19 protein-coding genes are annotated in these 25,122 nt (G+C 63.8%); 15 read left to right on the top strand and 4 right to left on the bottom strand.

Going from position 1 to position 25,122, the window contains the following annotated elements:
* Positions 1-202 precede the first annotated feature (202 nt).
* The 3 genes from X726_RS159745 to xylB all read left to right on the top strand — a co-directional run bounded on the left by X726_RS159745 (position 203) and on the right by xylB (position 3,712).
* On the top strand, positions 203-826 hold the full coding sequence (locus X726_RS159745) for a LysE family translocator (protein ID WP_023668870.1): 624 nt from the start codon (positions 203-205) through the stop codon (positions 824-826).
* 24 nt (positions 827-850) lie between these two features.
* Entirely contained in the window at positions 851-2,176 is a 1,326-nt protein-coding gene (locus X726_RS159750) for a tetratricopeptide repeat protein (protein ID WP_023668869.1), read from the top strand.
* Between the two features lie 81 nt (positions 2,177-2,257).
* Positions 2,258-3,712, top strand: coding sequence for a xylulokinase (xylB, locus tag X726_RS159755; RefSeq protein WP_023668868.1), 1,455 nt, complete (start codon positions 2,258-2,260; stop codon positions 3,710-3,712).
* Between the two features lie 188 nt (positions 3,713-3,900).
* Here the strand turns inward: xylB and X726_RS159760 are convergent, their stop codons facing one another.
* Positions 3,901-4,263: a nuclear transport factor 2 family protein gene (locus X726_RS159760; protein ID WP_023668867.1), complete on the bottom strand. Its 363-nt coding sequence runs from the start codon at positions 4,261-4,263 to the stop codon at positions 3,901-3,903.
* A 113-nt stretch (positions 4,264-4,376) separates the two neighbouring features.
* Here X726_RS159760 and xylA point away from each other — a divergent pair, with 113 nt between their 5' ends.
* Together xylA and X726_RS159770 are read left to right on the top strand one after the other, a co-directional pair.
* Positions 4,377-5,702, top strand: a complete 1,326-nt coding sequence (xylA, locus tag X726_RS159765; protein WP_023668866.1) for a xylose isomerase — start codon at positions 4,377-4,379, stop codon at positions 5,700-5,702.
* Between the two features lie 205 nt (positions 5,703-5,907).
* Positions 5,908-6,111: a hypothetical protein gene (locus X726_RS159770; RefSeq protein ID WP_023668865.1), complete on the top strand. Its 204-nt coding sequence runs from the start codon at positions 5,908-5,910 to the stop codon at positions 6,109-6,111.
* 61 nt (positions 6,112-6,172) lie between these two features.
* Here X726_RS159770 and X726_RS159775 read toward each other — a convergent pair whose 3' ends face one another.
* Positions 6,173-7,153 carry a GlxA family transcriptional regulator gene (locus tag X726_RS159775; protein ID WP_023668864.1) on the bottom strand — a complete coding sequence of 327 codons (981 nt, stop codon included), beginning with the start codon at positions 7,151-7,153 and terminating at the stop codon, positions 6,173-6,175.
* Between the two features lie 78 nt (positions 7,154-7,231).
* Between X726_RS159775 and X726_RS159780 the strand changes: the two genes are divergently transcribed.
* From X726_RS159780 to X726_RS159810, 7 genes are all read left to right on the top strand, one after another.
* Complete coding sequence (locus X726_RS159780) at positions 7,232-8,155, top strand: 3-keto-5-aminohexanoate cleavage protein (protein ID WP_023668863.1); 924 nt, start codon at positions 7,232-7,234, stop codon at positions 8,153-8,155.
* Between the two features lie 14 nt (positions 8,156-8,169).
* A complete protein-coding gene (locus X726_RS159785; protein ID WP_023668862.1) occupies positions 8,170-8,793 on the top strand; it encodes an HD domain-containing protein in 624 nt (207 codons plus the stop codon).
* Between the two features lie 2 nt (positions 8,794-8,795).
* On the top strand, positions 8,796-9,890 hold the full coding sequence (locus X726_RS159790; protein ID WP_023668861.1) for a 3-hydroxyacyl-CoA dehydrogenase NAD-binding domain-containing protein: 1,095 nt from the start codon (positions 8,796-8,798) through the stop codon (positions 9,888-9,890).
* 4 nt (positions 9,891-9,894) lie between these two features.
* The gene (locus tag X726_RS159795) at positions 9,895-11,058 is read left to right on the top strand and encodes an acyl-CoA dehydrogenase (RefSeq protein WP_023668860.1); all 1,164 of its coding nucleotides are present in this window, start codon (positions 9,895-9,897) and stop codon (positions 11,056-11,058) included.
* Between the two features lie 3 nt (positions 11,059-11,061).
* Positions 11,062-13,140, top strand: coding sequence for an acetate--CoA ligase family protein (locus X726_RS159800; protein WP_023668859.1), 2,079 nt, complete (start codon positions 11,062-11,064; stop codon positions 13,138-13,140).
* Complete coding sequence (locus tag X726_RS159805; protein WP_023668858.1) at positions 13,133-13,915, top strand: carnitinyl-CoA dehydratase; 783 nt, start codon at positions 13,133-13,135, stop codon at positions 13,913-13,915. Before X726_RS159800 ends, X726_RS159805 begins: the two co-directional genes overlap by 8 nt.
* A gap of 121 nt (positions 13,916-14,036) precedes the next feature.
* Complete coding sequence (locus X726_RS159810; RefSeq protein WP_023668857.1) at positions 14,037-14,972, top strand: alpha/beta hydrolase; 936 nt, start codon at positions 14,037-14,039, stop codon at positions 14,970-14,972.
* A 6-nt stretch (positions 14,973-14,978) separates the two neighbouring features.
* Here X726_RS159810 and X726_RS159815 read toward each other — a convergent pair whose 3' ends face one another.
* Together X726_RS159815 and X726_RS159820 are read right to left on the bottom strand one after the other, a co-directional pair.
* On the bottom strand, positions 14,979-15,737 hold the full coding sequence (locus tag X726_RS159815; RefSeq protein ID WP_023668856.1) for a hypothetical protein: 759 nt from the start codon (positions 15,735-15,737) through the stop codon (positions 14,979-14,981).
* Between the two features lie 50 nt (positions 15,738-15,787).
* The gene (locus X726_RS159820; protein WP_023668855.1) at positions 15,788-17,380 is read right to left on the bottom strand and encodes an ABC transporter substrate-binding protein; all 1,593 of its coding nucleotides are present in this window, start codon (positions 17,378-17,380) and stop codon (positions 15,788-15,790) included.
* A gap of 202 nt (positions 17,381-17,582) precedes the next feature.
* Here X726_RS159820 and X726_RS159825 point away from each other — a divergent pair, with 202 nt between their 5' ends.
* The 3 genes from X726_RS159825 (at position 17,583) to rpe (ending at position 24,720) form a co-directional block, all read left to right on the top strand.
* Positions 17,583-19,856: a hypothetical protein gene (locus X726_RS159825; protein WP_031214750.1), complete on the top strand. Its 2,274-nt coding sequence runs from the start codon at positions 17,583-17,585 to the stop codon at positions 19,854-19,856.
* A 10-nt stretch (positions 19,857-19,866) separates the two neighbouring features.
* The gene (locus tag X726_RS159830; RefSeq protein ID WP_023668853.1) at positions 19,867-23,739 is read left to right on the top strand and encodes a hypothetical protein; all 3,873 of its coding nucleotides are present in this window, start codon (positions 19,867-19,869) and stop codon (positions 23,737-23,739) included.
* A 303-nt stretch (positions 23,740-24,042) separates the two neighbouring features.
* The gene (rpe, locus tag X726_RS159835; protein ID WP_023668852.1) at positions 24,043-24,720 is read left to right on the top strand and encodes a ribulose-phosphate 3-epimerase; all 678 of its coding nucleotides are present in this window, start codon (positions 24,043-24,045) and stop codon (positions 24,718-24,720) included.
* The last annotated feature ends 402 nt before the right edge of the window (positions 24,721-25,122 follow it).

Genomic DNA, 25,122 nt, shown 5'->3' with positions numbered 1-25,122 from the left:
AAACACGGTCCGGCCGGATAGCAGGCAGTTTCGCCAAACATGGTTGAAAAAGGGTGAAGGCCCAACGACCGGTCTTAAGCCTGTGCTGCCAATAGCCGCAGCGATCTGGCGAAATGGTCCGCCGTGCATTTTTGGGAGAGGGCTCTTTACATTCCTCCGCACACGAGGATTTATCCTTTTCTTTGCGCTCAAGGAGACAAAGATGTCGTTCGAAAACTGGGCCGCCTTCGCCGCCGCCTCCACCGTCCTGCTCATCATTCCCGGCCCGACCATTCTTCTGGTCGTGTCCTATGCGCTGGGCCAGGGCTGGCGCACCGCCTTGCCGATGGCCGTCGGCGTGGCGCTGGGCGACTTCACCGCCATGACCCTGTCGATGCTGGGCATCGGCGCGCTGCTGGCCGCGTCGGCGACCGTGTTCACCATTCTGAAGCTGATCGGCGCCTGCTATCTGATCTATCTCGGGGTAAAACTGTTTCGCGCCGGCGGCGCGCTCAAAGCCGAACCACGCACAGATGCCGTCTCGGCCGCCAAGATGATGGCGCACGCCTGGCTGGTCACCGCACTCAACCCGAAGAGCATCACCTTCTTCGTCGCCTTCCTGCCGCAGTTCCTCAACCGGGAAGCCGATTTCTGGACACAGATGCTGATCTTCGAAGCGACCTTCCTGGCGCTCGCCTTCGCCAATGCCTTCGGCTACGCGCTGATCGCGGCGCGCGCCCGCAACGTCGTACGCAACCCCAAGGCGATCCGCATCTTAAACCGCACCGGCGGCACGCTGCTGGTCGGCGCCGGGATCGCCACGGTGGCGATGCGCTCGGGCAATTAGGAACTGCGGAGCATCAGGGCCGATATGGCAGTAAGAGATCCATTCGGCCTAATGTTTTCGGGCGCGACCGAGGCCGGGTTTTCACCCTACAGCCAGGCCGTTCATGAATTGCAATGCTTCGTCGGCGACCCTGTCGGCTCCGTTGACCGCGCCATATCGGCGGATCCCGGCTTCGTCATGGCGCATGTCTTCAAGGGGTATCTGTTCGGCCTCGCCACCGAACGCGAGGCAACGGCGGTCGCCCAGGCATGCCATGCTGCGGCACTGCCGCTTGCCGCGACGCCGCGCGAACAGGCGCATGTGGCGGCCCTTGGCCACCTTGCCGAGGGACGCTGGCATGACGCCGCGCGCCTGCTCGAAGATATCGCCATCGACAACCCGCTCGACGCGGTGGCGTTGCAGGTCGGCCACCAGATCGACTTCTTCACCGGCAATGCCCGCATGCTGCGCGACCGTATCGGCCGCGCGCTACCGTCCTGGCAGAGCGGCATGCCAGGTTATCACGCCATTCTCGGTATGCAGGCCTTCGGTCTCGAGGAGATGGGCGACTATATCAGAGCCGAAAGTTTCGGCCGACAGGCGATCGAGATCGAGCCGCGAGACGGCTGGGCGCAGCACGCGGTCGCCCATGTCATGGAGATGCAGAGCCGGCAACGGGACGGCATCGCCTGGATGCGCGCCAATCCCGAGGCGTGGACCAAAGAGAGCTTCCTGCAGGTGCATAACTGGTGGCATCTGGCGCTGTTCCACTACGATCTCGGCGAGACCGACGAGGTGCTCAAACTCTATGACGGGCCGATCTATGGCGAGCGTTCGACGCTGGCGCTGAACATGGTCGATGCATCCGCGATCCTGTGGCGGCTTTATCTCGGCGGTGTCGATGTCGGCGACCGCTGGGCAGCGCTTGCCGCCAACTGGGCGCCGAAGGCTGGAGCCGGCAACTACGCCTTCAACGATGCGCATGCGATGATGGCATTCGTCGGCGCCGGGCTCGAAGCGTCGGCCAAGATCTTGCTCGAAGCCCAGCACGAGGCGATGCGCGGCAGCGACGACAATGCCGCCTTTACCCGGGATGTCGGCCAGCCACTGACGGAAGGCATCAAGGCATTCGGCGAGGGCAATTACAGCGAAGCGGTGCGCCTGATTCGACCGATCCGCGCCATTGCCCATCGCTTTGGCGGCAGCCACGCCCAGCGCGATGTGATTGATCTCACGTTGATCGAGGCGGCGTTGCGCGCCGGCGACACAGCGCTTGCCCGGGCGTTGACGGCCGAGCGCGCACTGGCCCGGCCGGACAGTCCGCTGTCGGCGCTGTTTTCGCAACGCGCCGCCAATTTGTCAGAGAATTGACCCGCGGCGGATCTTGTTTTAAAAACTGGCAAGCCAGATTTTTTCGAGACCCGAAAAAATTATTGGCAATGGGAGGAATGCATGTATCTCGGCCTCGATCTCGGCACGTCGGGCGTCAAGGCGCTGTTGATCGATGCCGGGCAGAAGATCATCGGCTCCGGCCATGCTTCGCTTGACGTATCGCGGCCGCATCCCGGCTGGTCCGAACAAAACCCCACGGACTGGATCCGCGCCTGCGAGACGGCCATTGCCGAGCTGAAAGCCTCGCACCCGAAAGAGCTTGCCGCGGTCAAGGGCATCGGCCTTTCCGGCCATATGCATGGCGCCACCTTGCTCGATGCCGGCGACCAGGTGCTGCGCCCCTGCATTCTGTGGAATGATACGCGCAGCCACGCTGAGGCCGCGGCGCTCGATGCCGACCCGCGCTTCCGCCAACTGACCGGCAACATCGTCTTCCCCGGCTTCACGGCGCCGAAACTCGCCTGGGTGAAGAACAACGAGCCCGCGGTTTTCGCCAAGGTTGCAAAAGTGCTTTTGCCGAAGGATTTCCTGCGGCTGTGGCTGACCGGCGAGCATATCTCAGAAATGTCCGACTCGGCCGGCACCTCCTGGCTCGATGTCGGCAAACGGCGCTGGTCCCCCGAGTTGCTTGCGGCGACATCGCTCGACGAAAGGCAGATGCCGTCGCTGGTCGAAGGCACGGAGAAGGCCGGAGCCTTGCGCGCCGAACTGGCCGCCAACTGGGGCATAGCATCAGGCGTCCCGGTGGCCGGTGGCGCGGGCGACAATGCGGCTTCAGCCTGCGGCATGGGCACGGTCGGCGCCGGCCACGCTTTTGTGTCGCTGGGCACATCTGGCGTGCTGTTTGCTGCCAACGCTTCCTACCTGCCCAATCCGGCAAGCGCGGTGCACACCTTCTGCCATGCCCTGCCCAACACCTGGCACCAGATGGGGGTCATCCTGTCTGCGACCGATTCGCTGAACTGGCTGTCGGAGATTTCAGGCAAGAAGGCCGGCGAATTGACCGCCGAACTTGGCGATGTGCTGAAAGCGCCGAGCGGGGTGTCGTTCCTGCCCTATCTCTCGGGCGAGCGCACGCCGCACAATGATTCCGCCATTCGTGGGTCCTTCACCGGACTGGCGCATGAGTCGAGCCGCGCGGTGCTGACGCAGGCCGTGCTTGAGGGCGTCGCCTTCGCATTCCGCGACAGTCTCGAAGCCTTGAAGACCGCCGGCACGGATTTGACGCGGGTGACGGCAATCGGCGGCGGCTCGCGCTCGCGCTACTGGCTGAAGGCGATCGCTACGGCGCTGCAGGTGCCCGTGGACATTCCGGCCGACGGCGATTTCGGTGCTGCCTTTGGCGCGGCGAGGCTTGGTCTGATCGCGGCGACAGGGGCTGATCCGCTGGCGGTGTGCACGGCGCCGAGGACGGATGCGACGATCGAGCCGGATGCTGCGCTTGGCGGGGCGTATGCCGATGCCTACCAGCGCTACCGGGCGCTATACCCGGCGATCAAAGGCGTGACCGCGTGAGTCGGCGCGAGGCACCCCCCTCTGCCCTGCCGGGCATCTCCCCCGCAAGGGGGGAGATCGGCAGCGTCGGGTATGCCAGTCTTGTAAGGTGGGTGATTAGCGAAGGCGTGGATGCCCGCCAATCTCCCCCCTTGCGGGGGAGATGCCCGGCAGGGCAGAGGGGGGTGTCTCGCGCCACCCTTAATCGATCACTGCGCCGGCACCTTGTCCAGAAACCCGGTGACGCTCTTCAGGCGCCCATTTTCGATAACACCGATATCGGTGCCTTCGATAACCGACGGCACGCCTTCCGGCCCAAGATTCCACGAGAAGCGGATGCGGTCGCCAAACCCGTCCGGCGTACCCTTCAGCGAGAACCGGAAGCCGGCGAAGCGCTGCTGTACGCCGTCGATCAGCCCAGCAACGCCGGCGTGGCCGTCGCCCTGCATGAGCGGATCGCGGTAGCTGACGTCTTCGGTGAAGGTGGCCTTGAGCAGTTCGGCACGGCGATCCGCATCGGCCTCGTTCCAGGCGGTGATGTAGTTCTCGGCGATCGTGTTGAGGTCGGTCATGGTCTGTCTCCTTCGTTGAGTGGCTTTGACACGAGCCTTTTCACCCCAAGCGAGAGCGAAACCAATTACGCCTGAGGTAATCAGGGCGAACTATTCGAGAGAGGACAGAAATCATGAGCAGCGGATTTTTCGGCGACATCAAAGCGATCAAGTATGAGGGGCCGGATTCGACCAATCCGCTGGCCTACCGCTTCTACAATCCCGACGAGGTGGTGGCCGGCAAACGGCTGGAAGACCATCTGCGCTTCGCCGTCGCCTACTGGCATTCTTTCGCCTGGCCGGGCGGCGATCCCTTTGGCGGCCAGACCTTCGACCGGCCCTGGTTTCCCAAGGCTGGCGGCATCGACACGATGGAGCTGGCCAAGCTGAAAGCTGACGTCGCCTTCGAGATGTTCTCGCTGCTCGGCGCCCCCTATTTCTGCTTCCACGACGCCGACGTGCGGCCCGAGGGAAAGGATTTCTCCGAAAGTGCCGCGCGGCTCGACGAGATCGGCGACTATTTTGCCGCCAAGATGAAGAAGACCGGCGTCAAGCTGCTCTGGGGCACGGCCAACCTGTTCTCCAACCGCCGCTTCATGTCGGGCGCCGCCACCAATCCCGATCCGGATGTCTTCGCCTATGCGGCGGCGACGGTGAAAAGCTGCATCGACGTCACGAAGCGGCTGAAGGGCGAGAATTATGTACTGTGGGGCGGGCGCGAGGGCTATGAAACGCTGCTCAACACTGATCTTGCCCGCGAGCAGGAGCAGGCCGGGCGCTTCCTCAGTCTCGTCGTCGACTACAAGCACAAGATCGGCTTCAAAGGCACGATCCTGATCGAGCCGAAGCCGCAGGAGCCGACCAAGCATCAGTACGACTACGACGTTGCCACGGTCTACGGCTTCCTCAAGCGCTTCGGGCTGGAGAAGGAAGTGAAGCTGAACATCGAGCAAGGCCACGCGATTCTTGCCGGCCATTCCTTCGAGCACGAGCTGGCGCTGGCCAATGCGCTCGGCGTCTTCGGCTCGATCGACATGAACCGCAACGACTACCAGTCGGGCTGGGACACCGACCAGTTCCCCAACAATGTGCCCGAGATGGCGCTGGCCTATTACCAGGTGTTGCAGGCCGGCGGCTTCAAGACCGGCGGCACCAATTTCGACGCCAAGCTGCGCCGCCAGTCGCTCGACCCGCAGGACCTGCTGATCGGCCATATCGGCGGCATGGATTCCTGCGCACGAGGCCTCAAGGCAGCCGCCAAGATGGTCGAGGACAAGGCGCTGTCGGGTCCGCTGGCCGAGCGCTATGCCGGTTGGAACACGGCCGAGGGCAAGGCGATGCTGTCGGGCAAGCGCTCGCTGGAAGACATCGCCGAGCGCGTGGTGAAGAAGAAGATCGAGCCGCAGCCACGCTCCGGCCGCCAGGAGTTGCTGGAAAACATCGTCAACCGCTACGTCTGAGGGCGGAAAGCCGATTCGTTGTGCTCAAGGGTGGCTGGATAACATTCCGGCCGCCCCGGAATGGGGTTTGCGCAAGACCCTATCCGACGACAAGGGTTTGCCCTTTGGCGCCCCTCAATGACCTCGCTCTTGCCTTCAAACTGCCGTCACGTATCTCGTATAAGGATGCGGTTGTGGCGGGTGAAAAGGAAGGAGGCGAACCGATATGCAGCATGAACGCGAAATCGACGCCCTGCTCTCATCCGGCGAGACCGGATCGATCATCGACCGGCTGATGGCGCTGCCGCGGCCGACCGACAGCGTGAAAAACGAATGGGATCGTGCTGTCAGCAGCCGATTTGAAGTCCGTCTGGCGAGGCAGATGCGCTCGCAGATGGACGCCGGCAGCGATCGACAGAACGCAGCCTGATCTCCCTTTGTCTGTGCATGTCGTTATCCCAAAACCGCGACACACTTTTGGGCGACATGCATCAACCTCGGCGCAGCCTGACCGGGGCTTCGCCGAACGCTCTTGAAAACGCTCTGGAAAATGCCGCGGCGGACGAGAACCCCGTCCGCCCGGCAATATCCGCCATGGCGATCCGCGTGTCGACCACCAGCCGCCGCGCCGCGCCCAGCCGCAGCCTGAGATAATATGCGCCCGGCGTCTCGCCGATCGACTTGCGAAAAATGCTCTCCAATGTCCGCGCCGTCACCCCGGCGCGTTTTGCCACCGCGTCGATGGTCAGCGGCTGGTCGACATGCGATTCCATCAGCCGGATAGCCTGCGCCAGACGCGGGTCGTAGCCGTCGAGCCGGCCGAGCGAGACCAGCGGCTGCGCGTCGGTCGCGGCGCGCGCCTGGTCGTAGATGAAGACGCTGGCGACATCGAGCGCGACGGCCATGCCGAGCCGGGTGCGGATCAGATGCAGCATCAGGTCGAAGGTCGGCGACGCCCCGCCCGAGGTGAACACCGGTCCGTCGATGACGTAGCGGTCCGGACGCACGTCGACGCCGGGAAAGGCGGAGGAAAAATCCTCCATGTCTTCCCAATGGGTGGTGGCGCTGCGGCCTTCGAGGAGGCCGGCGCGCGCCACCAGCCATGTGCCGGCCTCGACGCCGCCGCAGGCGCGAGCCGCGCGGGCCGCTCGCCGTAATCCGGAAAGCAGAGCCGATGTCGCGTAATTCTGGGTGCCGAAGCCGGCGACGACGACAAGCACGTCGGTCGGCTCGGCCGCATCGAAGCGGCCCCTGACCGCCACCGGCAGGCCGCATGTGGTGACCGGCGCCTCGCCGGTGACCGAGACCAGTTTGAAATCGAACAGCGTCTCGCCTGAGATGCGGTTGGCGGCGCGCAGCGGGTCGACGGTCGACGCCACGCACATGATGGACGAGCCTGAAAACACCAGCAGCGTCACCTTGAGCGGCGATCGCTCAGCGCGAAAGATGGTCGGTTTTTCGCTTTTGATCACGAGAGCTTCGTAAATTGCAAAACAGTTTCCGGCAAGTCGGTCATTGTTAGGGTCTGTTTCTATGGGGAGGAGATGTCCATGCCGCTCGCGATGAACCGTGAGGTTTTCATTACCTGTGCCGTGACCGGGTCCGGCGGCTCGCAGGACCGCTCCCCGCATGTGCCACGCTCGCCCAAGCAGATCGCCGATTCGGCGATCGATGCGGCCAAGGCCGGTGCCGCCATCGTCCACTGCCATGTCCGCGACCCCGAGACCGGCAAGCCGCGCCGCGATGTCCATCTCTACCGCGAAGTGACGGACCGCATCCGCGCGGCAGAAGTCGATGTGATCCTGAACCTGACCGCCGGGATGGGCGGCGACATGGTGTTCGGCTCACCGGAAGCGCCGCTGCCGCTCAATGAAAAAGGCACCGACATGGGCGGCGCCACCAACCGCATGGAACATGTGCGCCAGTGCCTGCCGGAAATCTGCACGCTGGATTGCGGCACCATGAACTTCGCCGAGGCCGATTATGTCATGACCAACACGCCCGGCATGCTGCGCGCCATGGGCGGCATGATGACGGCGCTCGGCGTCAAGCCGGAGATCGAAGCCTTCGATACCGGCCACCTCTGGTTCGCCAAGCAGCTGGTCGAAGAAAAGGTCTTGAATCCCGACGCGCTGGTGCAGCTCTGCATGGGTGTGCCGTGGGGGGCGCCGGACGACCTCAACACCTTCATGGCCATGGTTAACAACGTGCCGTCGACCTGGAACTGGTCGGCCTTCGCCATCGGCCGCAACCAGATGGCCTATGCAGCCGCTGCAGTGCTCGCCGGCGGCAATGTCCGCGTCGGTCTCGAAGACAATCTCTGGCTCGACAAGGGCGTGCTGGCCACCAATGCGCAGCTGGTCGAGCGCGCCGCCAGCATCGTCACCAATCTCGGCGCCAGGATTTTGGGGCCGGAGGAAGTGCGCAGGAAGCTCAACCTCACCAAGCGGGCGCCGATCGCAGCGGCTGCTTAAGACGGGAGCGGATCATGGCTACCGTCAAATTCACTGCGATGAAGGATGGCGACAGGCAAGACTATGAGTTCCTGACCGCCCATGAGATCGACTATGCCGCCAGGACCGGCGAGCGGCTGCTCGACGCACTGGTGCAACTCGACGAAGGCCTGTCGGGCTACAAGATCACCAGGCTCGGCCATTCGCTGCAGGCGGCGACGCGGGCCTGGCGTGACGGCGCCGACACCGACTGGATCGCCTGCGCGCTGCTGCACGACATCGGCGACATCTACGCTCCCTACAATCACGACGAATACGCCGCCTCGATCCTGAAACCTTTCGTGCGCGAGCAATGCACCTGGGTGGTGGAAAAGCATGGCGACTTCCAGCGGCTCTATTACGCGCATCATCTCGGCGGCAACCGCCATCCTCGCGACCGCTTCGCCGGCCATGCCTATTTCGACGATTGCGACCAGTTTTGCGAACGCTGGGACCAGTCGAGCTTCGACCCGGACTACGACACGCTGCCGATCGAATTCTTCCGGCCCTTCGTGCTCGAAGTCTTCGCCCGCAAGGCCTACGACCCCTCCGTGATCCGCTCCGGCGAGCGCGTGCCTCTCATCGACCCCGAAACCGCCAAGACAAGAACCGGAGCCTGACCATGAGCATCATCAACAGGGCAGCCGCCATTGGCGGCGGTGTCATTGGCGCCGGCTGGGTGGCGCGGCTGCTGCTCAACGGCATCGACGTGTCGATCTTCGATCCGGACCCGGAAGCGTCGCGCAAGGTCTCGGAAGTGATGAAGGGCGCGCGCCGCGCCTACAAGCAGATGGTTCCCGGCGGCCTGCCCAGGGAAGGCAGACTGACCTTTGCCAAGACCATCGCCGAGGCGGTGGCCGACGCCGATTTCATCCAGGAGAGCGTGCCGGAGCGGCTCGACCTCAAACACCGCGTACTGGCCGAGATCGATCTCTACGCGCCGGCCAACGCCATTGTCGGCTCGTCCACCTCGGGCATCAAGCCGACCGACATGCAGGTGGCGATGAAGAAGCATCCGGAGCGTCTGGTTGTCGGACATCCCTTCAACCCGGTCTATCTGCTGCCGCTGGTCGAGATCGTCGGCGGCGAACAGACCTTTCCAGAGGCGATCGAGGTCGCAAAGGAGATCTATGCATCGATCGGCATGAAGCCGGTGGTGATCCGCAAGGAGATCGAGGCCTTTGTCGGCGACCGCCTGCTCGAAGCGGCCTGGCGTGAGGCGCTGTGGCTGATCAAGGACGGCATCTGCACCGTTGAGGAACTCGACGACATCATGCGCTATGGCTTCGGCCTGCGCTGGGCGCAGATGGGCATGTTCCAGGTCTATCGCGTCGCCGGCGGCGAAGCCGGCATGCGCCACTTCATGGCGCAGTTCGGGCCGTGCCTGAAATGGCCGTGGACCAAGCTTGTGGACGTGCCGGAGTTCAACGACGAGCTGGTCGATCTTATTGCCACCCAGTCGGACGACCAGGCGCATGGCCTGTCGATCCGTGAGCTGGAAAAGATCCGCGACGACAATCTGGTCGCGATCATGGATGCTCTGTCGAAACAGAACAAAGGCAAGGGCTGGGGCGCCGGCACCTTGCACAAGGACTATACCAAGCAGCTGGCCAAGCTGGCGGCGAAGAAGCCGGCCGCTTCCAAGGCCGCAGAGAAGGCCAAGGCATCGAAGCCGGTGAAGAAGGCGGAAAAGCCGAAGAAAAAGAAGAAAGGCTGAGGCCATGGATTTCGGTCTTTCGGAGGAACAGAAGCTCATCGTCGAGACCACGCGCGCTTTCGTCGAGAACGAGCTTTACCCGCATGAACGTGAGGTCGAGCGCACCGGCGTGCTGCGCCGCGAGTTGATCGAAGAGATCAAGGTCAAGGCGATCGAAGCCGGGCTCTATGCCGCCAACATGCCGGCCGATGTCGGTGGCGCCGGCCTCGATACGGTGACCTGGCTGCTCTACGAGAAGGAACTCGGCCGCGCCAACTATGCGCTGCACTGGACCTGCGTCGCGCGCCCCTCCAACATCCTGCTCGCCGGCACGCCGGAGCAGCGCGAAAAATACCTGTTCCCGTGTATTCGTGGCGAGAAGTGGGACTGCCTGGCGATGACCGAGCCTGGCGCCGGCTCCGATTTGCGCGGCATGAAGGCGTCAGCCGTGCAGGACGGCGACGACTGGGTGCTCAACGGCACCAAGCATTTCATCAGCCACGCCGATCTGGCCGATTTCGCAATTAGTTTCATGGCTTCGGGCGAGGAAGAAACGCCGCGCGGCAAGCGCAAGAAGATCACCGCCTTCTTCGTCGACAAGGGCACCAAGGGGTTCACCGTGCGCGACGGCTACCGCAACGTCTCGCATCGCGGCTACACCAACGCCATCCTCGAATTCGACGATTGCCGCCTGCCGGCAAGCCAGGTGCTGGGTGAGGTCCACAAGGGCTTCGACGTCGCCAATTCCTGGCTCGGCGCCACGCGCCTGCAGGTCGGCGCCACCTGTCTCGGCCGCGCCGAGCGGGCACTCGGCCACGCCATCGAATACTCAGCGCAACGCCAGCAGTTCGGCCAGCAGATCGGCAAGTTCCAGGGCGTGTCGTTCAAACTCGCCGACATGGCGACGGAATTGAAGGCGGCGGACCTGATGGTGTTCGAAGCCGGCTGGAAGTACGATCAGGGCACCGTCACCGACCAGGACATGGCCATGGCGAAGCTGAAGGCTACCGAAATGCTCGCCTTTGTTGCCGACGAAGCAATCCAGATCCATGGCGGCATGGGGCTGATGGATGACCTGCCGCTGGAGCGCATCTGGCGCGACGCCCGCGTCGAGCGCATCTGGGAAGGCACGTCGGAAATCCAGCGCCACATCATTTCGCGGGCGCTGCTGCGCCCGTTCGGGGCATAAACCATGCATAAGCTTGAACGTCTCCTGCGTCCAAAATCCATCGCCGTGTTCGGCGGGGCGCAGGCCGCTGCCGTCGTCGCGCAATCGATCAAGATGGGCTTTGCCGGCGAAATCTGGCCGGTGCATCCGAACAAGGACGAGGTCGCCGGCCGCAAGGCCTATCGCTCGGTCGCCGACCTTCCCGACGCGCCGGACGCTGCCTTTGTCGGCGTCAACCGGCATCTCACCATCGAGGTAATCAAGGCGCTGGCTGAGCGCGGCGCCGGCGGCGCCGTCTGTTTTGCCGCGGGCTTTCTTGAGACCGAGGCCTATGACGACGACGGCGAGCGGCTGCAGGCCGAACTGGTGGCCGCGGCCGGCCAGATGCCGATCATCGGGCCGAACTGCTACGGCCTGATCAACTATGCCGATGGCGCGCTGTTGTGGCCCGACCAGCATGGCGGCATCCGGCTGCCCGAAGGCGCCAAGGGCGTCGCCATCATCACCCAGTCCTCCAACATCGCCATTAACATGACGATGCAGAAGCGCGGCCTGCCGATCGCCTTCCTGATGACCGCTGGCAACCAGGCGCAGACCGGCCTCTCCGAAATGGCGCTCGGCCTGATCGAGGACGAGCGCGTCACCTCGCTCGGCCTGCACATCGAAGCCTTCGATTCGGTAGCCGGCTTCGAGAAGCTGGCGGCGCGGGCGCGCGAACTGAAGAAGCCGATCATCGCCATGAAGGTCGGCCGCTCCGAACAGGCGCGGCAGGCGACGGTCTCGCACACGGCATCGCTGGCTGGCTCGGACGCTGCCTCGGGCGCTTTCCTGCGGCGGCTCGGCATTGCCCGCGTCGATTCCATCCCCGCCTTCATCGAGGCGCTGAAGCTGCTGCATGTCACCGGGCCGCTGCCCGGCTATCGACTGTCGTCGATGAGCTGCTCCGGCGGCGAAGCCTCTGTCATGGCCGACAGCGCCGAAGGCCGCTGGGTCAATTTCCCGGAGCTCACCAGGAAGCACCGCGCCCATGTCAAATCGACGCTCGGGCCGCTGGTCGCGGTCGCCAACCCGTTGGACTATCACACCTTCATCTGGAACAACGAGCCGGCGATGACCGCAACCTTCACCGCCATGGTGTCGGGTGGCTTCGACCTCAACATGCTGGTGCTCGACTTTCCACGCCCCGACCGCTGCTCGGTCACCGACTGGTGGGCGACGCTGCGCGCCTTCGAATCGGCGCTGAAGACCAACAAGGCGCATGGTGCGATCGTCTCCTCGCTGCCGGAGAACCTGCCGGAGGAATACACCGCCGAACTGATGGCGCGCGGCATGGTGCCGTTGTTCGGCATCTCCGAGGCCATGGATGCCGCAGGTGCGGCAGCCTTCATCGGCTGGGCCTGGGCCGAGCCGCAGGCGCAGTCTATCGACACGTCGGCTGCAGGTGCGGCCGGAGGTGACCATGTCACCCCTGACGAGGCCGAAACCAAGGCGCGGTTGATCAAGGCCGGCTTGCCTGTGCCGAAGGCAGAACGTGCCGCCAATGCTGTCGAGGCCGTCATCTCATCGATGGCGCTCGGCTTCCCGGTGGCGCTGAAGGCGCTCGGAGTCACCCACAAATCGGAAGTCGGCGCGGTCAGGCTGAACCTCAAGGACGCCGAATCCGTGAGCACGGCGGCGCATGATCTGCTGCCGCTCGGCACCGGCCTCTATGTCGAGCGCATGGTGCGCGACGGCGTTGCCGAACTGATCGTCGGCTTCACCCGCGACCCGATGTTCGGCGCCGTCATGACGCTGGGCACCGGAGGCGTGCTGGTCGAGCTGTTGCGCGACAGCGTCACGCTGATGCTGCCGGCGACGCGCGACGACATCGAGGCGGCCCTGCGTGGCCTTAAACTGTTTCCGCTGCTGGACGGCTATCGTGGCCGGCCCAAGGCCGATGTCGGGGCTGCCATCGACGCCATCGCGGGCATTGCCGGCTTCGTGCAGACGAATGCCGGAGAGATCGAGGAACTCGACATCAACCCGCTGATCGTCTGCGCCGAGGGCAAGGGCGCTTGGATCGCCGACGCGCTGCTGGTGCTGGGAGAGAAGAAGAATGTCTGACGTCATTTCCACCCGCCGCGAGGGCACCATCATCGAGGTCACGCTCGACCGGCCCAAGGCCAACGCCATCGACCTCAAGACCTCGCGGCTGATGGGCGAGACCTTCAAGGCGTTCCGCGACGATCCCGGATTGCGCGTCGCCATCGTCAAGACCGCCGGCGACAAGTTCTTCTGCGCCGGCTGGGATTTGAAGGCAGCCGCCGGTGGCGACGCGGTCGACGGCGACTATGGCGTCGGCGGTTTTGCCGGCCTGCAGGAGCTGCGCGACATGAACAAGCCGATCATTGCCTGCGTCAACGGCATGGCGGTGGGCGGCGGCTTCGAGCTAGCGCTGTCCTGCGACCTCATTTTCGCCTCCGACCATTCCTCCTTCGCCCTGCCCGAAATCCGCGCCGGCACGCTGGCTGATGCCGCGACGATCAAGCTGCCCAAGCGCATTCCCTATCATGTCGCCATGGACCTTCTGCTCACCGGCCGCTGGATGGATGTGGCGGAAGCGCATCGCTGGGGGCTGGTCAACGAAGTGCTTCCCAAGGACAAGCTCGAGGAGCGCGTCTGGGAGATCGCAAGGCTGCTCGCCAGCGGCCCGCCGCTGGTGTTCGCCGCGATCAAGGAGACGGCGCGGGTGGCCGAGGCGCTGACCTTCCAGGACGCGATGAACCGCGTGACGCGCCGGCAATTGGCGACGGTCGATGCGCTTTATGGCTCGGAGGACAATATGGAAGGGTTCCGGGCTTTTGCGGAAAAGCGCGACCCGGTGTGGAAGGGGAAGTAGCCTCTTTACCCTCCCTCGATGGGGAGGGTCGGACCGAAGGTCCGGGGTGGGGTGATGCGCCACCACCCCCCACCCGCCGCTTCGCGGCGACCTCCCCCATCAAGGAAGGTAAAGGAGCTGCATGACCGACTACAAAACCCTCATCGACGCGGAAACCTGGGCCTTCATCGAGAAGACCAACTCCTACTATCCTCCCGACACGATCGACTACACCATCGCCCAGCAGCGTGCGATCTATGACAGGATGTGCCGCGAGTTTTTTGCCGGCTATCCCGATGGCGTGACGGCGGAAACGACAATCATTGCCGCCCACGACATCCCGATCCGCATTTATCGCAGCACGACACCGGGCCATGCCGCGATGGTGCTTTACATCCATGGCGGCGGCTTCATCCTCGGTGGGCTGGACAGCCATGACGATGTCTGCGCCGAGCTGTGCGCCCGGACCGGCTTCGAAGTGGTCTCCATCGACTACCGGCTGGCGCCGGAGCATCTGCACCCGGCCGCCTTCGACGATGCGCTGCATGCCTTCGAATGGGCGGCCTCAAACTACGACTGCCCTATTTTGCTCTGCGGCGACAGCGCCGGCGGCAATCTCTGCGCGGCTCTCGCCCACGCGACGCGCAGCCATGCCAAAAAGTCGATCGGCCAGGTGCTGATCTATCCCGGCCTCGGCGGCGACCGTTCGCAAGGCTCCTATTTGACGCATGCGGAAGCGCCGATGCTGACGGTGCGCGATCTCGACTTCTACAGGGATGTCCGCACCGGCGGCCTCGATGGGACCGGCGACATCACTTTGTATCCACTGGCCGACGCAGATTTCATCGGCCTGCCACCGACAGTGCTGATCACCGCGCAATGCGACCCGCTGTCGTCGGACGGCGAGGCCTATCGCGATCGCGTCCTCGCTGCCGGCGGCCATGCCGCCTGGTTCGAGGAGCCGGGACTGGTGCACGGCTATCTCCGGGCCAGGCACACGGTCGGCCGGGCCCGCGCCAGCTTCAACCGTATCGTCGAAGCGGTGTCGGTGCTGGGCAAGGGCGACTGGATCTGGTGATCCGGCTCAACCGCGGACAAAGGCGATCAGTTCCTCAGCCATGCGATCGTTGAATTCCCGACGAAAGCGGTTTTTCTTCAGCCATTCAGGGTTTGAGCCGACGGTCTTGTTGGCATCCACGACAACGCCTTTGCCATCGACAATGAAATAGTCGATGGCGCCGAAGTCCAGGTTGAGCCGCTGCCGCACCGCCAGCACTTCCGGTGGCACGGCGCCGCCCACCTCATTGCTCAGGATTTTTGAGCCGGCGCACAACACATCGTCGTAGACCTGCCGCATGTTGACCTCGGCACCGAGCAGGAACATGTAGCGGTGCTTGACGATGGGCAGGTCGAGCGTATCGAAAGCGAACTTTTCCACCATCAGGCGATTGTTGCGCCATACATCCCGCGGAACCTCGCCGATCGTCTGGTAGACCTTATAGGGCGGGCACAGGCGGTCCTTGTAGCCGGCTTCGAAGAGCTTGCGGATGGCATGCGCGCTCCTGGTCAGGCCGTTGCGATGCTGCCACCAGCGCTGCTCTGGTCGGCCCCTGGAGTTGAGGACCGTCTTGACGACAACCGGCCCCTTGTGGCTGTCGCCGGCCTCCAGCTTCAGTGTCGAATAAAGGTGCCGGTGGATGGACAGCGCGCGGCCATTGATGGTGCGGTCGTAGAGGTGGCCGAGACCGCGGTACGTTGGCGGCACGATTGTCAGGTCGACATGCAGAAAGGCCACCGGCGCCCGATCTCGGCCGGCCGGCCGGTCGAGCAGGCGCACTTTCAATCCAGCCTGTTCCAGGTAAGGCAGTAACTGCGCGATGCNGACACCGAACGCTATTCCTTGATATCGACGCCCGAGAAATCGTGGTGATCAAAGGGGTCCATGACATAGCCCGTCACCTGTTCGCGCATCGGGATCGAGACCACGGAGTGGGCGATAGCGACCCACGGCATCTGCTCCCTGAAGATCGTTTGCGCCTGCGAATAGAGTTTTGCGCGGGCAGCGGGATCGACGATCCCGGCTGCCTGCTTGAGCAGATCGTCGAAGGCCGGAAAACACCAGTTGGCACGATTGGTGGTGCCGACGCCGGCACAGCCAAGCGGCACCGACAGGAAGTTGTCGGGGTCGCCATTGTCGCCGGTGAAGCCGAACAGCATGGCGCCGTCGCGGTCGCGTGACTTTGAGCGGGCAAGGTATTCAGTCCACTCATACGTCACGACTTCCACGGTGACACCGATCTTTGCCAGGTCGGACTGGATCATTTCGGCCATACGCTGCGCATTCGGGTTATACGGACGCTGCACCGGCATCGCCCAGATCTTCATGTGCAGGTCTTTTACGCCGGCATCGGCGAGCCCCTGCCTGGCGGCAGCGGGGTCGAAGACATGATCGGGGCTCGTCTTGTCATAGGCCCAGGAGGTTGGCGGCAGCGGATTGCGTGCGACTTCGCCGGTGCCGCGGAACACGACGTCGACCAGCGCCTGCGTGTCGATGGCAATGGCGATCGCCTTCCTCACCCTTGGATCGTCGAAGGGCTTCTGCAAGGTGTTGAAGGCGAGGTATCCCGTATTGAGGCCCTCCTGCTGCATGACCTTGATTCCGGGCGTCGCCTTGATCGCCTCCAGGTCGGCCGGATTTGGATAGGGCATGAGATCGCATTCGCCGGCGCGCAGCTTTTCCATGCGAATGCTGGCATCGGTGGCAATGGCGAAGACGAGATCGTCGATCTTCGGCTTGCCGCGCCAGTAGTCCGGATTGGCCTTGTAGCGGATGACTGCATCCTGCTGGTAGTCGACAAGCTGGAACGGACCCGTCCCGACCGGCTTCAGCGCCAGATCGAGAAGCCGCTTCTCTGCGACGAGCTTGTCGGCATATTCCTTGGAAACGAGCGAAGCGAAATCCATCGCCAGGTCGGCAAGCATCGGCGAATGCGGCGCCTTCAGCGTCATCACCACAGTATGGTCGTCAAGCTTGCGCCAACCGGCGACAAGATCCGGCATGCCGATGCCGTCGAAGTAAATGTACTGGCGTTTGGCGTAATTGTTGAACGGGTTCTGCGCGTTGGCCTGCCGGTCGAAGGTAAACAGCACATCATCGGCGTTGAAGTCGCGGCTCGGCGTAAAACCCTCGAGGCTGTGGAACTTCACGCCGTGCCGCAGGTGGAATGTGTAGGTGAGGCCGTCGTCGGAAATCTCCCAGCTTTCGGCAAGGCCGGGGCGCACCTTGGTGGTGCCGGGCTCGAACTCGACCATGCGGTTGTAGAGAGCGGTGGCCGAGGCGTCGCGGGATCCGGAGGCGAGTGCGGGATCGAACGTATCGGGGCTAACCTCGGTGCAGTAGACCAAGGTCTTGGCTACGGATTGATGGACCGGCAACGCACATGGAAAAAGCGCCGCCAGCAAGAGAACGAAGTGCCTGCGTGTCATGATCCCCCCAGGGTTGGGAAGACGCTAGCAGAAGCCGGCACTGACGGTAAGTAAGCCGGCCGGTCTTTCGCGCGCCAAGACTGTTTTCCACCTTGAGTTGACACAAGGAATTGGCCGCGCCTCTGTGAAATGGCGGACAGACCCGGCCGCCGTTTTGCATGAACCTTTCCTCTTCAGCCTGCGACTGACGACCAGGCGCCGCATGGTGCGGGCCGGAAAGGATGCCCCCATGACCAGGACCCCAGAGGCTCCACGGTCTCCGGGACCAACGCAAGCTCAGCGCGACCACCGCCTTCGGGATGGAGTCGATGCGCTGGGCTTTCGGCTGATTCCGTTGACCCTGCGCAGGAGCAGGCGTATCGTGAAGATGAGGAAAGCAGACAATTCGATCAGGGACGAACGTGCCGGAACGCCGCGCCTTGCCCTGTTTCGCGCGGCCGGACCGGATGTTCCTCCCGAAAACTTCGGGGGGAGTTTTATGTCCTGCGATCGCGGCGCGTCCATGTCGTCTCCAAGCGGCGGTTTGCGCCGTTCGCTCCATCTGGCCGGCGGTTTGCTTGCCCTGGCGCTGAGCGCCACGCTCTGGTTGGACACAGCCGCCCAAGCGCAGGAAACCCAGATCATCTATCCCGGCTCGATGGCGGTCACCGGATTTTCCGGCACCGTCATTCCCAATTTCGACTCTGCCGATTCCGAAAGGGGGGGGCTGCCGCCCGGCGTCGACCCGGTCGACGAAACCTTCATCGACACGACGCGCGCCACCTTGCGCGTCTTCGACGTTTCGGCGCTCGGCGGACTGGCTTCCGGCCAGCTCGTCTACACACCGCCGCCCTTCGAGGTGACGGCCGAACAGATCGGCCAGGTGTTCGCCATCACCTATGATGACGGTGTGCGCGACGGCGTTCCCTCGGGCGTCCCCAACCTCTATGCCGGCGCTACCTCCCTGCACGGCATCCGTATTGTCACCCCGGACGAAGATGCCGACGGTCGGCCCGAGCGACAGCGCCGCGGAACCGCAGGCGCCGTCTTCATGGACGGCCAGTTCGGCACCGAAAGCGGTGGCGGTCCGGGCACGATCTGGAAGATCGACGGCATCACCGGCGCGGTCTCCAAATTCGCCGACATTGACACCAACAGCGGTTCCGGCATCGGCGACATCAGCTTCGACAGCAATCACCGCGAGTTCTTCGCCAGCGATCTCGACACCGGCCTCATCCACCGCCTCGATGCCAACGGCACGCTGATCGACACATTCGATCACGGCGTTGCCGGGCGGCCGGCGCATGGGCTGGCTCCCGTCGCCGATGACGGTGCGGTGATGGACATACAGGGTGCTGCCTTCGACTCGGAAGACCCCGACACATGGGGCTACACGCAGGACGAACGCCGCGTCTGGTCCGTCGCCTATCATGGCGGCCGGCTCTATTATTCGGTCGGCGAAAAGGCCGAGATCTGGTCGGTTGGCATTGCCCGCGATGGCAGCTTTGCCGGTGATCCGCGCTGGGAGCTGACGGTCAAGGCCGACAAGGACTACGCCGTCACCGACATCGCCTTCGACAACCAGGGTTTCATGTATCTGGCGCAGCGCGGCCCGGTCGAGAATCGCTACGATTACAGCCAGTTCGCCGATTCCGGCAAGGGCGAGGTCATCCGCTACTGGCGCGAAAACCCGGACGATCCGGCAACGGAATCGGTCTGGGTGGAAGAGCCGCAGGAATATGCGGTCGGCTTCCCGCAAGGCAACCGGCTGTCGGCCGGTGGGCTCGACCTGCAATATGGCTATGACGCCGACGGCAATCTCGACACCGGCGTGTGCACCGACACGCTGGTCAACACCGGCGACAAGCTGCGCGACAACCCGACACTTGCCGACCAGCTCGCCGCCGGCGGGCCGCTTGCCGTGCACGGCGTGCAGATCACGCCGACGCCGTTGGTCAAGCCGGCCAACGTGCCGCCTTTCGGCTCGTGGTTCGTCGACTTCGACGGCTATTTCGAAGACCCAGAAGTGGAAGGCCATGTCGGCGACGTCGAGGTCTGGCACCCCTGCGAAGGCCGTGCCGGCTATTATGAAGAGATCCCCGGCGGTTATCTGCCGCCGTTCTATCCGCCGGACTTCCCACCGCCCGGCGATCTGCCTCCGTGCATCGATGTCGAGGATGTTCAGTTCTACTGCACGCCTCGCGGCCTCCAGGCCGACCTCTATCTCCATGACCATGCCGGCTTTGGCGGCGATTCGATCAAGGTCCAGCCTTCCAGTGAGACAAAGTCCAGGACACCAGGCGTCGGGGTGACATCACCCCAGTCGCATGCTCCCGGTAAGCCTTACACGGTCGACATCACCGGCCATTCTCCGGGCGACAGAGTCGATGTTGGACTTTGCTTCTACAGGCAGTCCGACAAGGACAAGGGTGGCTACTACCCTTGCTGCAAGATGACTTTGCCGCTCAGAACCCCAGCCGTCAGCTGCGAACGTTGAGGAGGGGAAGATGAAAAATCTCGCACTTTCCCCGACCGCGAACAGCAGTCAATCCACCGGCAAGCAGCCAACCGTCATGGAGACCATCATGAAACCCCTGTCATATGCCAGGCGCGGCGCGCGCTGGCTGATGGCGGCCGGTATCGCGGTCGCCATGTTCACCCCTGTGGCAAGCCACGCCGAAGATGCAGTCCCGATCACTCCGGAACTGCGGCTCGACCTGGACAATTCAAAAATCGTCAATCCGAGGCCGGAACGGATCGTGCCGTTCTTCACCAAAACAGGCACACAGAGGAGCTGCGACTACGTCGTCTACTCCCTGAGCTTTGGCCTGCGCGGCGACCCGCAAGGCTTTGCCGACCCAAGCTTTTCGGCCAGGCTGAAGAAACTCCAACTCGACTTCAAGGATCAGCTTCCGCACGGTCTTGCGATCGTCAACGTCAACGTGTCCGGCGACGGCACGGATGCGTCTGGCGGACCGCTGCCGGGTGCGACAATCAGCACCTCGGCTAATCCGAACGATACGGCAACGGTCTCCGATTTCCGGATTTCCACCACCGATCTCGACGGCGCCGGGGCTGGCAATGAACGCGTCATCAATTTCAAGATCACCGCCAAGATCGACCATGCGGCGTTTCCTTCGCCGACCATCGTCGACAACCAGGGCATGATCAAGGTGACGCCGGGCGTCGGCACGGGGGCCATCATCCCGTCGCAGGATCCGGGCAAGCCCGACGACGGCGACTACAAGACCGGGGCCAAGACCTCGATCAAGATCGACCTCACCAACTGTGACAAGCGGCCTCCGCCTCCCGACCGGCAATGTTTCAAGGTGGAGCGCGGCACGGTCGATTGCGTGCAAGGCGGCGGCGCGTTCATCTACCACATGCCTGTCGGCCCGGAGATGGGCGGAAAATGGGTGCAGGTATCGACGACGACCCCAGGCATCACCATCATCCCCGACACGCAATTGGTGGCGGCGGGCGGCGGTGTGCTGAACTGGAAGATCGTCGGTGCATCGCCCGGCGACGTCATCCACCTCATCGTCACCGGCATCGAGACCTATGCCGGCCCGAAGGAGGGTTGGGGACTATGCTGCACGCAGACCATCGACATCGTCATCCCGCGTGACTTGAGATGTCCCCCCAAGGACAAGGAACCGGACCTCAAGGTCGAGAAACGCGCCGACGTGACGCGTTGCACAATGGGGGGCGGCTGCGACTTCACCATCAAGGTCACCAATGTCGGCGACGGGCCGTATCACGGCAAGATCGTGCTCGACGAGGTGACGCTGCCGGCCGGCTCGACTCTGGATTCAGGGCCCAATCCGCCCTGGGTATGCATGCCCGGCGTGACCCCGATGACGTGCACCTATCCGGTGACCACGCTCAATCCGGGGGCCTCCATCAACCTCAAGCTCGGCTTCAAGCCGGCGGGTGGTTGGCAAGGCAGCGCGCTGCGCAACTGCGCCACCTATAATTACGGCGCCAGCGGCAAGCCGCTGTTCGGCAGCCAGCAGAACGATCGCGGCTGTGCCTCGATCCCGATCTGCCGGCGTGGCGACCGCGACCGCGATTGCCGGCCCCCGGTCGACAAGAAGGTCGACCTGATCCTGAAGAAGCGTGCCCGCATCCCGGTCTGCACACCCGACGGCATCTGCTACTTCGTGATCGACATCATCAACAATGGCAGCGTCCCCTATAATGGGCCGCTGACGGTTATCGACAATTACCCGGGCGGCGCGCCGGCCTCTTCGACCTTCGGCCCGTCTCCGCCCTGGACATGCGGACCGAACGGTCCCGGCCAGTTCCGCTGCGACAATGCAGGCATCGTGCTGATGCCGGGCGCCTCGACGCCGATCGTCGTCAGGGCGGTCATGCCGGCCGGCTACCAGTCGGATTCGGTCGAGAACTGCGCGGCGCTGAAGCCCGTCCCCGGTGAGGTCGACCTCACCAACAACAAGGCCTGCGCCAAGGAACGCTTCCGTCATCCCAATGGCGGCAAGCCGACCCTACGCATCACCAAGGTCTGCAATGGCTCGCTCGCCGGTGCGGCGGTGGTTTCCTGCCGCATCACCGTCATCAGCCTTGGCACCTCTGCCCCCACCGGTCCGGTGCGGGTCAACGATGCTGCCACGCTGATATCGGGTGGCGCGCCGGTCCAGATCCAGACCGTCACACCCGACGGTGCGGAATGGGCCTGCGGAGCGGTTCCGGCCAATGCGCTGTCATGCCAGATACCCGGCGCCGCGATGACGCCCGGAACCTCCAGGCACTTCGACGTGACGGTCTTGGCCAATGGCGCGTTCGAGAACTGCGCACGCGGCTCATACGGCCCGGCCCCTGGAGACGACGTCGTCTACCCGATCGGCCAGGCCTGCGCCAAGGGCGGCGGCACGTCCACCATCAGCGTCAAGAAGACCGGCGATGCCGAGTGCCAGCCGGGGCAACCCTGCTCGTTCGAGATCACCATCACCAATGATGGCCAGACCGCCTTCTCCGGTCCGGTCCGCATCGGCGATGCGATCGGGGTGGACGGGCTGGGGCGGCTGCAAGGCGTCGCGATCACCTCGATCGAACCGCCCTTCGGCTGCTCGCCCGAACCGACGACCTTGCCGTTGACCTGCATTGCCAACCTGACGCTCGGCGCCGGGGAAAGCCATGTGCACAAGGTCACCGTGGTCCTTCCCGACGCTCCCTTGGTCAATCTGCGGGGCAACGTCAGCGGCCAGAACTGCGTCGGCGTCTTGTCTCCCGACACCAGGGTGCAAGGCGGCGGCGACGTACTGCCCGGCGACCTGACCAACGTCCAGGGCGATCGCGGCAAGGCCTATGCCTGCCATCCGTTCACCATCAAGCGCGAGGTGAAGAAGGAATGCTCGCCAGGCTTCGTCATGAACGATGCCGGCCGGTGCGTGTGTCCGGAAGGCACGACGTTCCGCAACGGCCAGTGCTCGCCCGACGGCGGCGTCATCATCCAGCCGAAGGATCCGAGGCCCTGCGTGCTGCTCAAGGGCCAGATCCGCACCGAGGATGGACGCTGTGTCTGCCCGCGCGGAACCGAGCTTGAGAACGGCGCTTGCGTCAAGACCGACAAGCCTGGCTGCACCATCCCCGGTTCGGTCCCGACGTCGGACGGCAATGGCTGCTACTGCCCGGAAGGTACGCATCTCGACCGACAGGCAAATGCCTGCGTGCGCGACAAGCAGAAGCCCGAGCAGTGCGGCATACGCGGCCAGGTTCATGACGCCGATGGCGATTGTGTCTGCCCGCGTGGGACAGAGGTGCGCAATGGAGCCTGCCGGCCGATCCGGCCAAAGCCTGAACAATGCTCGATCCGTGGTCAGATCCAAAACGCCAATGGCGATTGCGTCTGCCCGGACGGCACAGAAGTCAGGGGCAAGGTCTGCCGGCCGATCCGGCCGAAGCCCGAGCAGTGCTCGATCCGCGGCCAGGTCCACGACGCCAACGGCAATTGTGTCTGCCCGCGGGGTACCGAGGTGCAAGGCAATGCCTGCCGGCAGAAGAAGCCTGTGCTGGAACAGTGCGACATACGCGGCCAGGTGCACAACAAGCGCGGCGAGTGTGTTTGCCCGCGCGGCACCCAGGTGATCGACGGCGCATGCCGCAAGCCGAGGCCGCAGGTGGGAGACTGCGCCCCGGGCTCGCAGATGGTCGGCGGCCAGTGCGTGCCGATCATCAGGCGGCGCTGCCCCGAAGGCACCGTTGGTCGGTTCCCGAACTGCAGAGCCATCCGGCAGCAGCCGTCGCTCGATCCGACCCTGTTGCTCAATCCAGGTGTCCTTCAGCAGTTCATACCGAAGCGCACGCCGCAGACGCAGGTACAGCCGCAAAGGGATCCGGCGGCCAACTTCAAGCCATAGGATCTGGATACGAGTCAAAATTCAGAGCCCCGTCGGAGCGATCCGGCGGGGTTTTCCTTGGGCGCGCTGCGGCGATCGGGCGGCCAGGTATTCGCCGAACCCGCTGCCGGGCGCAGCAAATACCGACTTTCCCTTTTCGGGATCATGGTCTAGAGCAGTTCATCGTTTCGTGGAAACGCCGAACCGCTCTATCTCTTTGTTTTCACGCAATTCCGGACGGAAAGCCGTTCCCACTTTTCCTGGAATTGCTCTAGCAGTCGTCAAGGCCGCGCCCGCAAACAGGGCGCCCAAAGGGGCCGCATCATGAGCAGGAAGACCCTGATCGCGCCATCGGTGCTGGCGTCGGATTTCTCGAAGCTCGGCGACGAGGTCGAGGCGGTGACGGCGGCCGGCGCCGACTGGATCCATCTCGACGTGATGGACGGGCATTTCGTGCCCAACATCACCTTCGGCCCGCCGGTGATCAAGGCCATCCGCAACCGCACCAAGGCCTTTTTCGACTGCCATTTGATGATTGCGCCGGCCGATCCTTATCTGGCCGCCTTTGCCGATGCCGGCTGCGACGGCATGACCGTGCATGCCGAGGCCGGACCGCATCTCGACCGCTCGCTTCAGACCATCAAGGGTCTCGGCAAGAAGGCCGGCGTATCGCTCAATCCGGCGACGCCGGAAAGTGCGATCGAATATGTGCTCGACCGGCTTGACCTGATCCTGATCATGACCGTCAATCCGGGCTTTGGCGGCCAGGCCTTCATCCCGGCCATGGTCGACAAGGTCAAGCGGGTGAAAGCGCTGATCGGCAACCGGCCGATTCGCATCGAGATCGACGGCGGCGTGTCGCCGGAAACCGCCCCCCTGGTCACATCAGCCGGCGCCGATGTGCTGGTGGCAGGCGCCGCCATCTTCAAGGGCGGCAGCGTCGAAGCCTACCGGGCCAATATAGAAGCCATCCGAACCGCGGCCGACCGGGCTGCCGGCTGACATCAGTTCCAGGGCAAGTTCCCGGCTGGTCGGTTCTCCTCGGCCTGATCTCCCTGCCTGATCCTTCGATCTCCCAAAAAGCCGTCAACGGGTGGCAGCCGCAAGGGCATCGCGGCAAGCGACAGGATCGCGGCATCCGGCACTAGTTTTGGCCCATAAATCTAGTGGATAACTGCCGAAGGGATCTGCATGCGGGGAGAGGTCAATCCGGCGGCATGACGCGCGTTAAGAAAAAATTATCCGTATTCGGGATCTCGAAGCTGTTTCTCGAGGGCACCTGCCATGCTGGCAGACAAACTTTCTTCAGAAGAACAAGTTTTCCACGATTTTAGTTACTTCCGGCGGATAAGATGCGGTCAACCTTCCTCTTTAAGTCGAATATCGTGATCTTTCGCTTGAGGG

It is taken from the genome of Mesorhizobium sp. LSJC285A00, assembly GCF_000503155.1.
GTDB lineage: Bacteria > Pseudomonadota > Alphaproteobacteria > Rhizobiales > Rhizobiaceae > Mesorhizobium.
The sequence above is the reverse complement of the archived record's forward strand: the minus strand, read 5'-3'. Positions and strand labels throughout refer to the sequence as shown.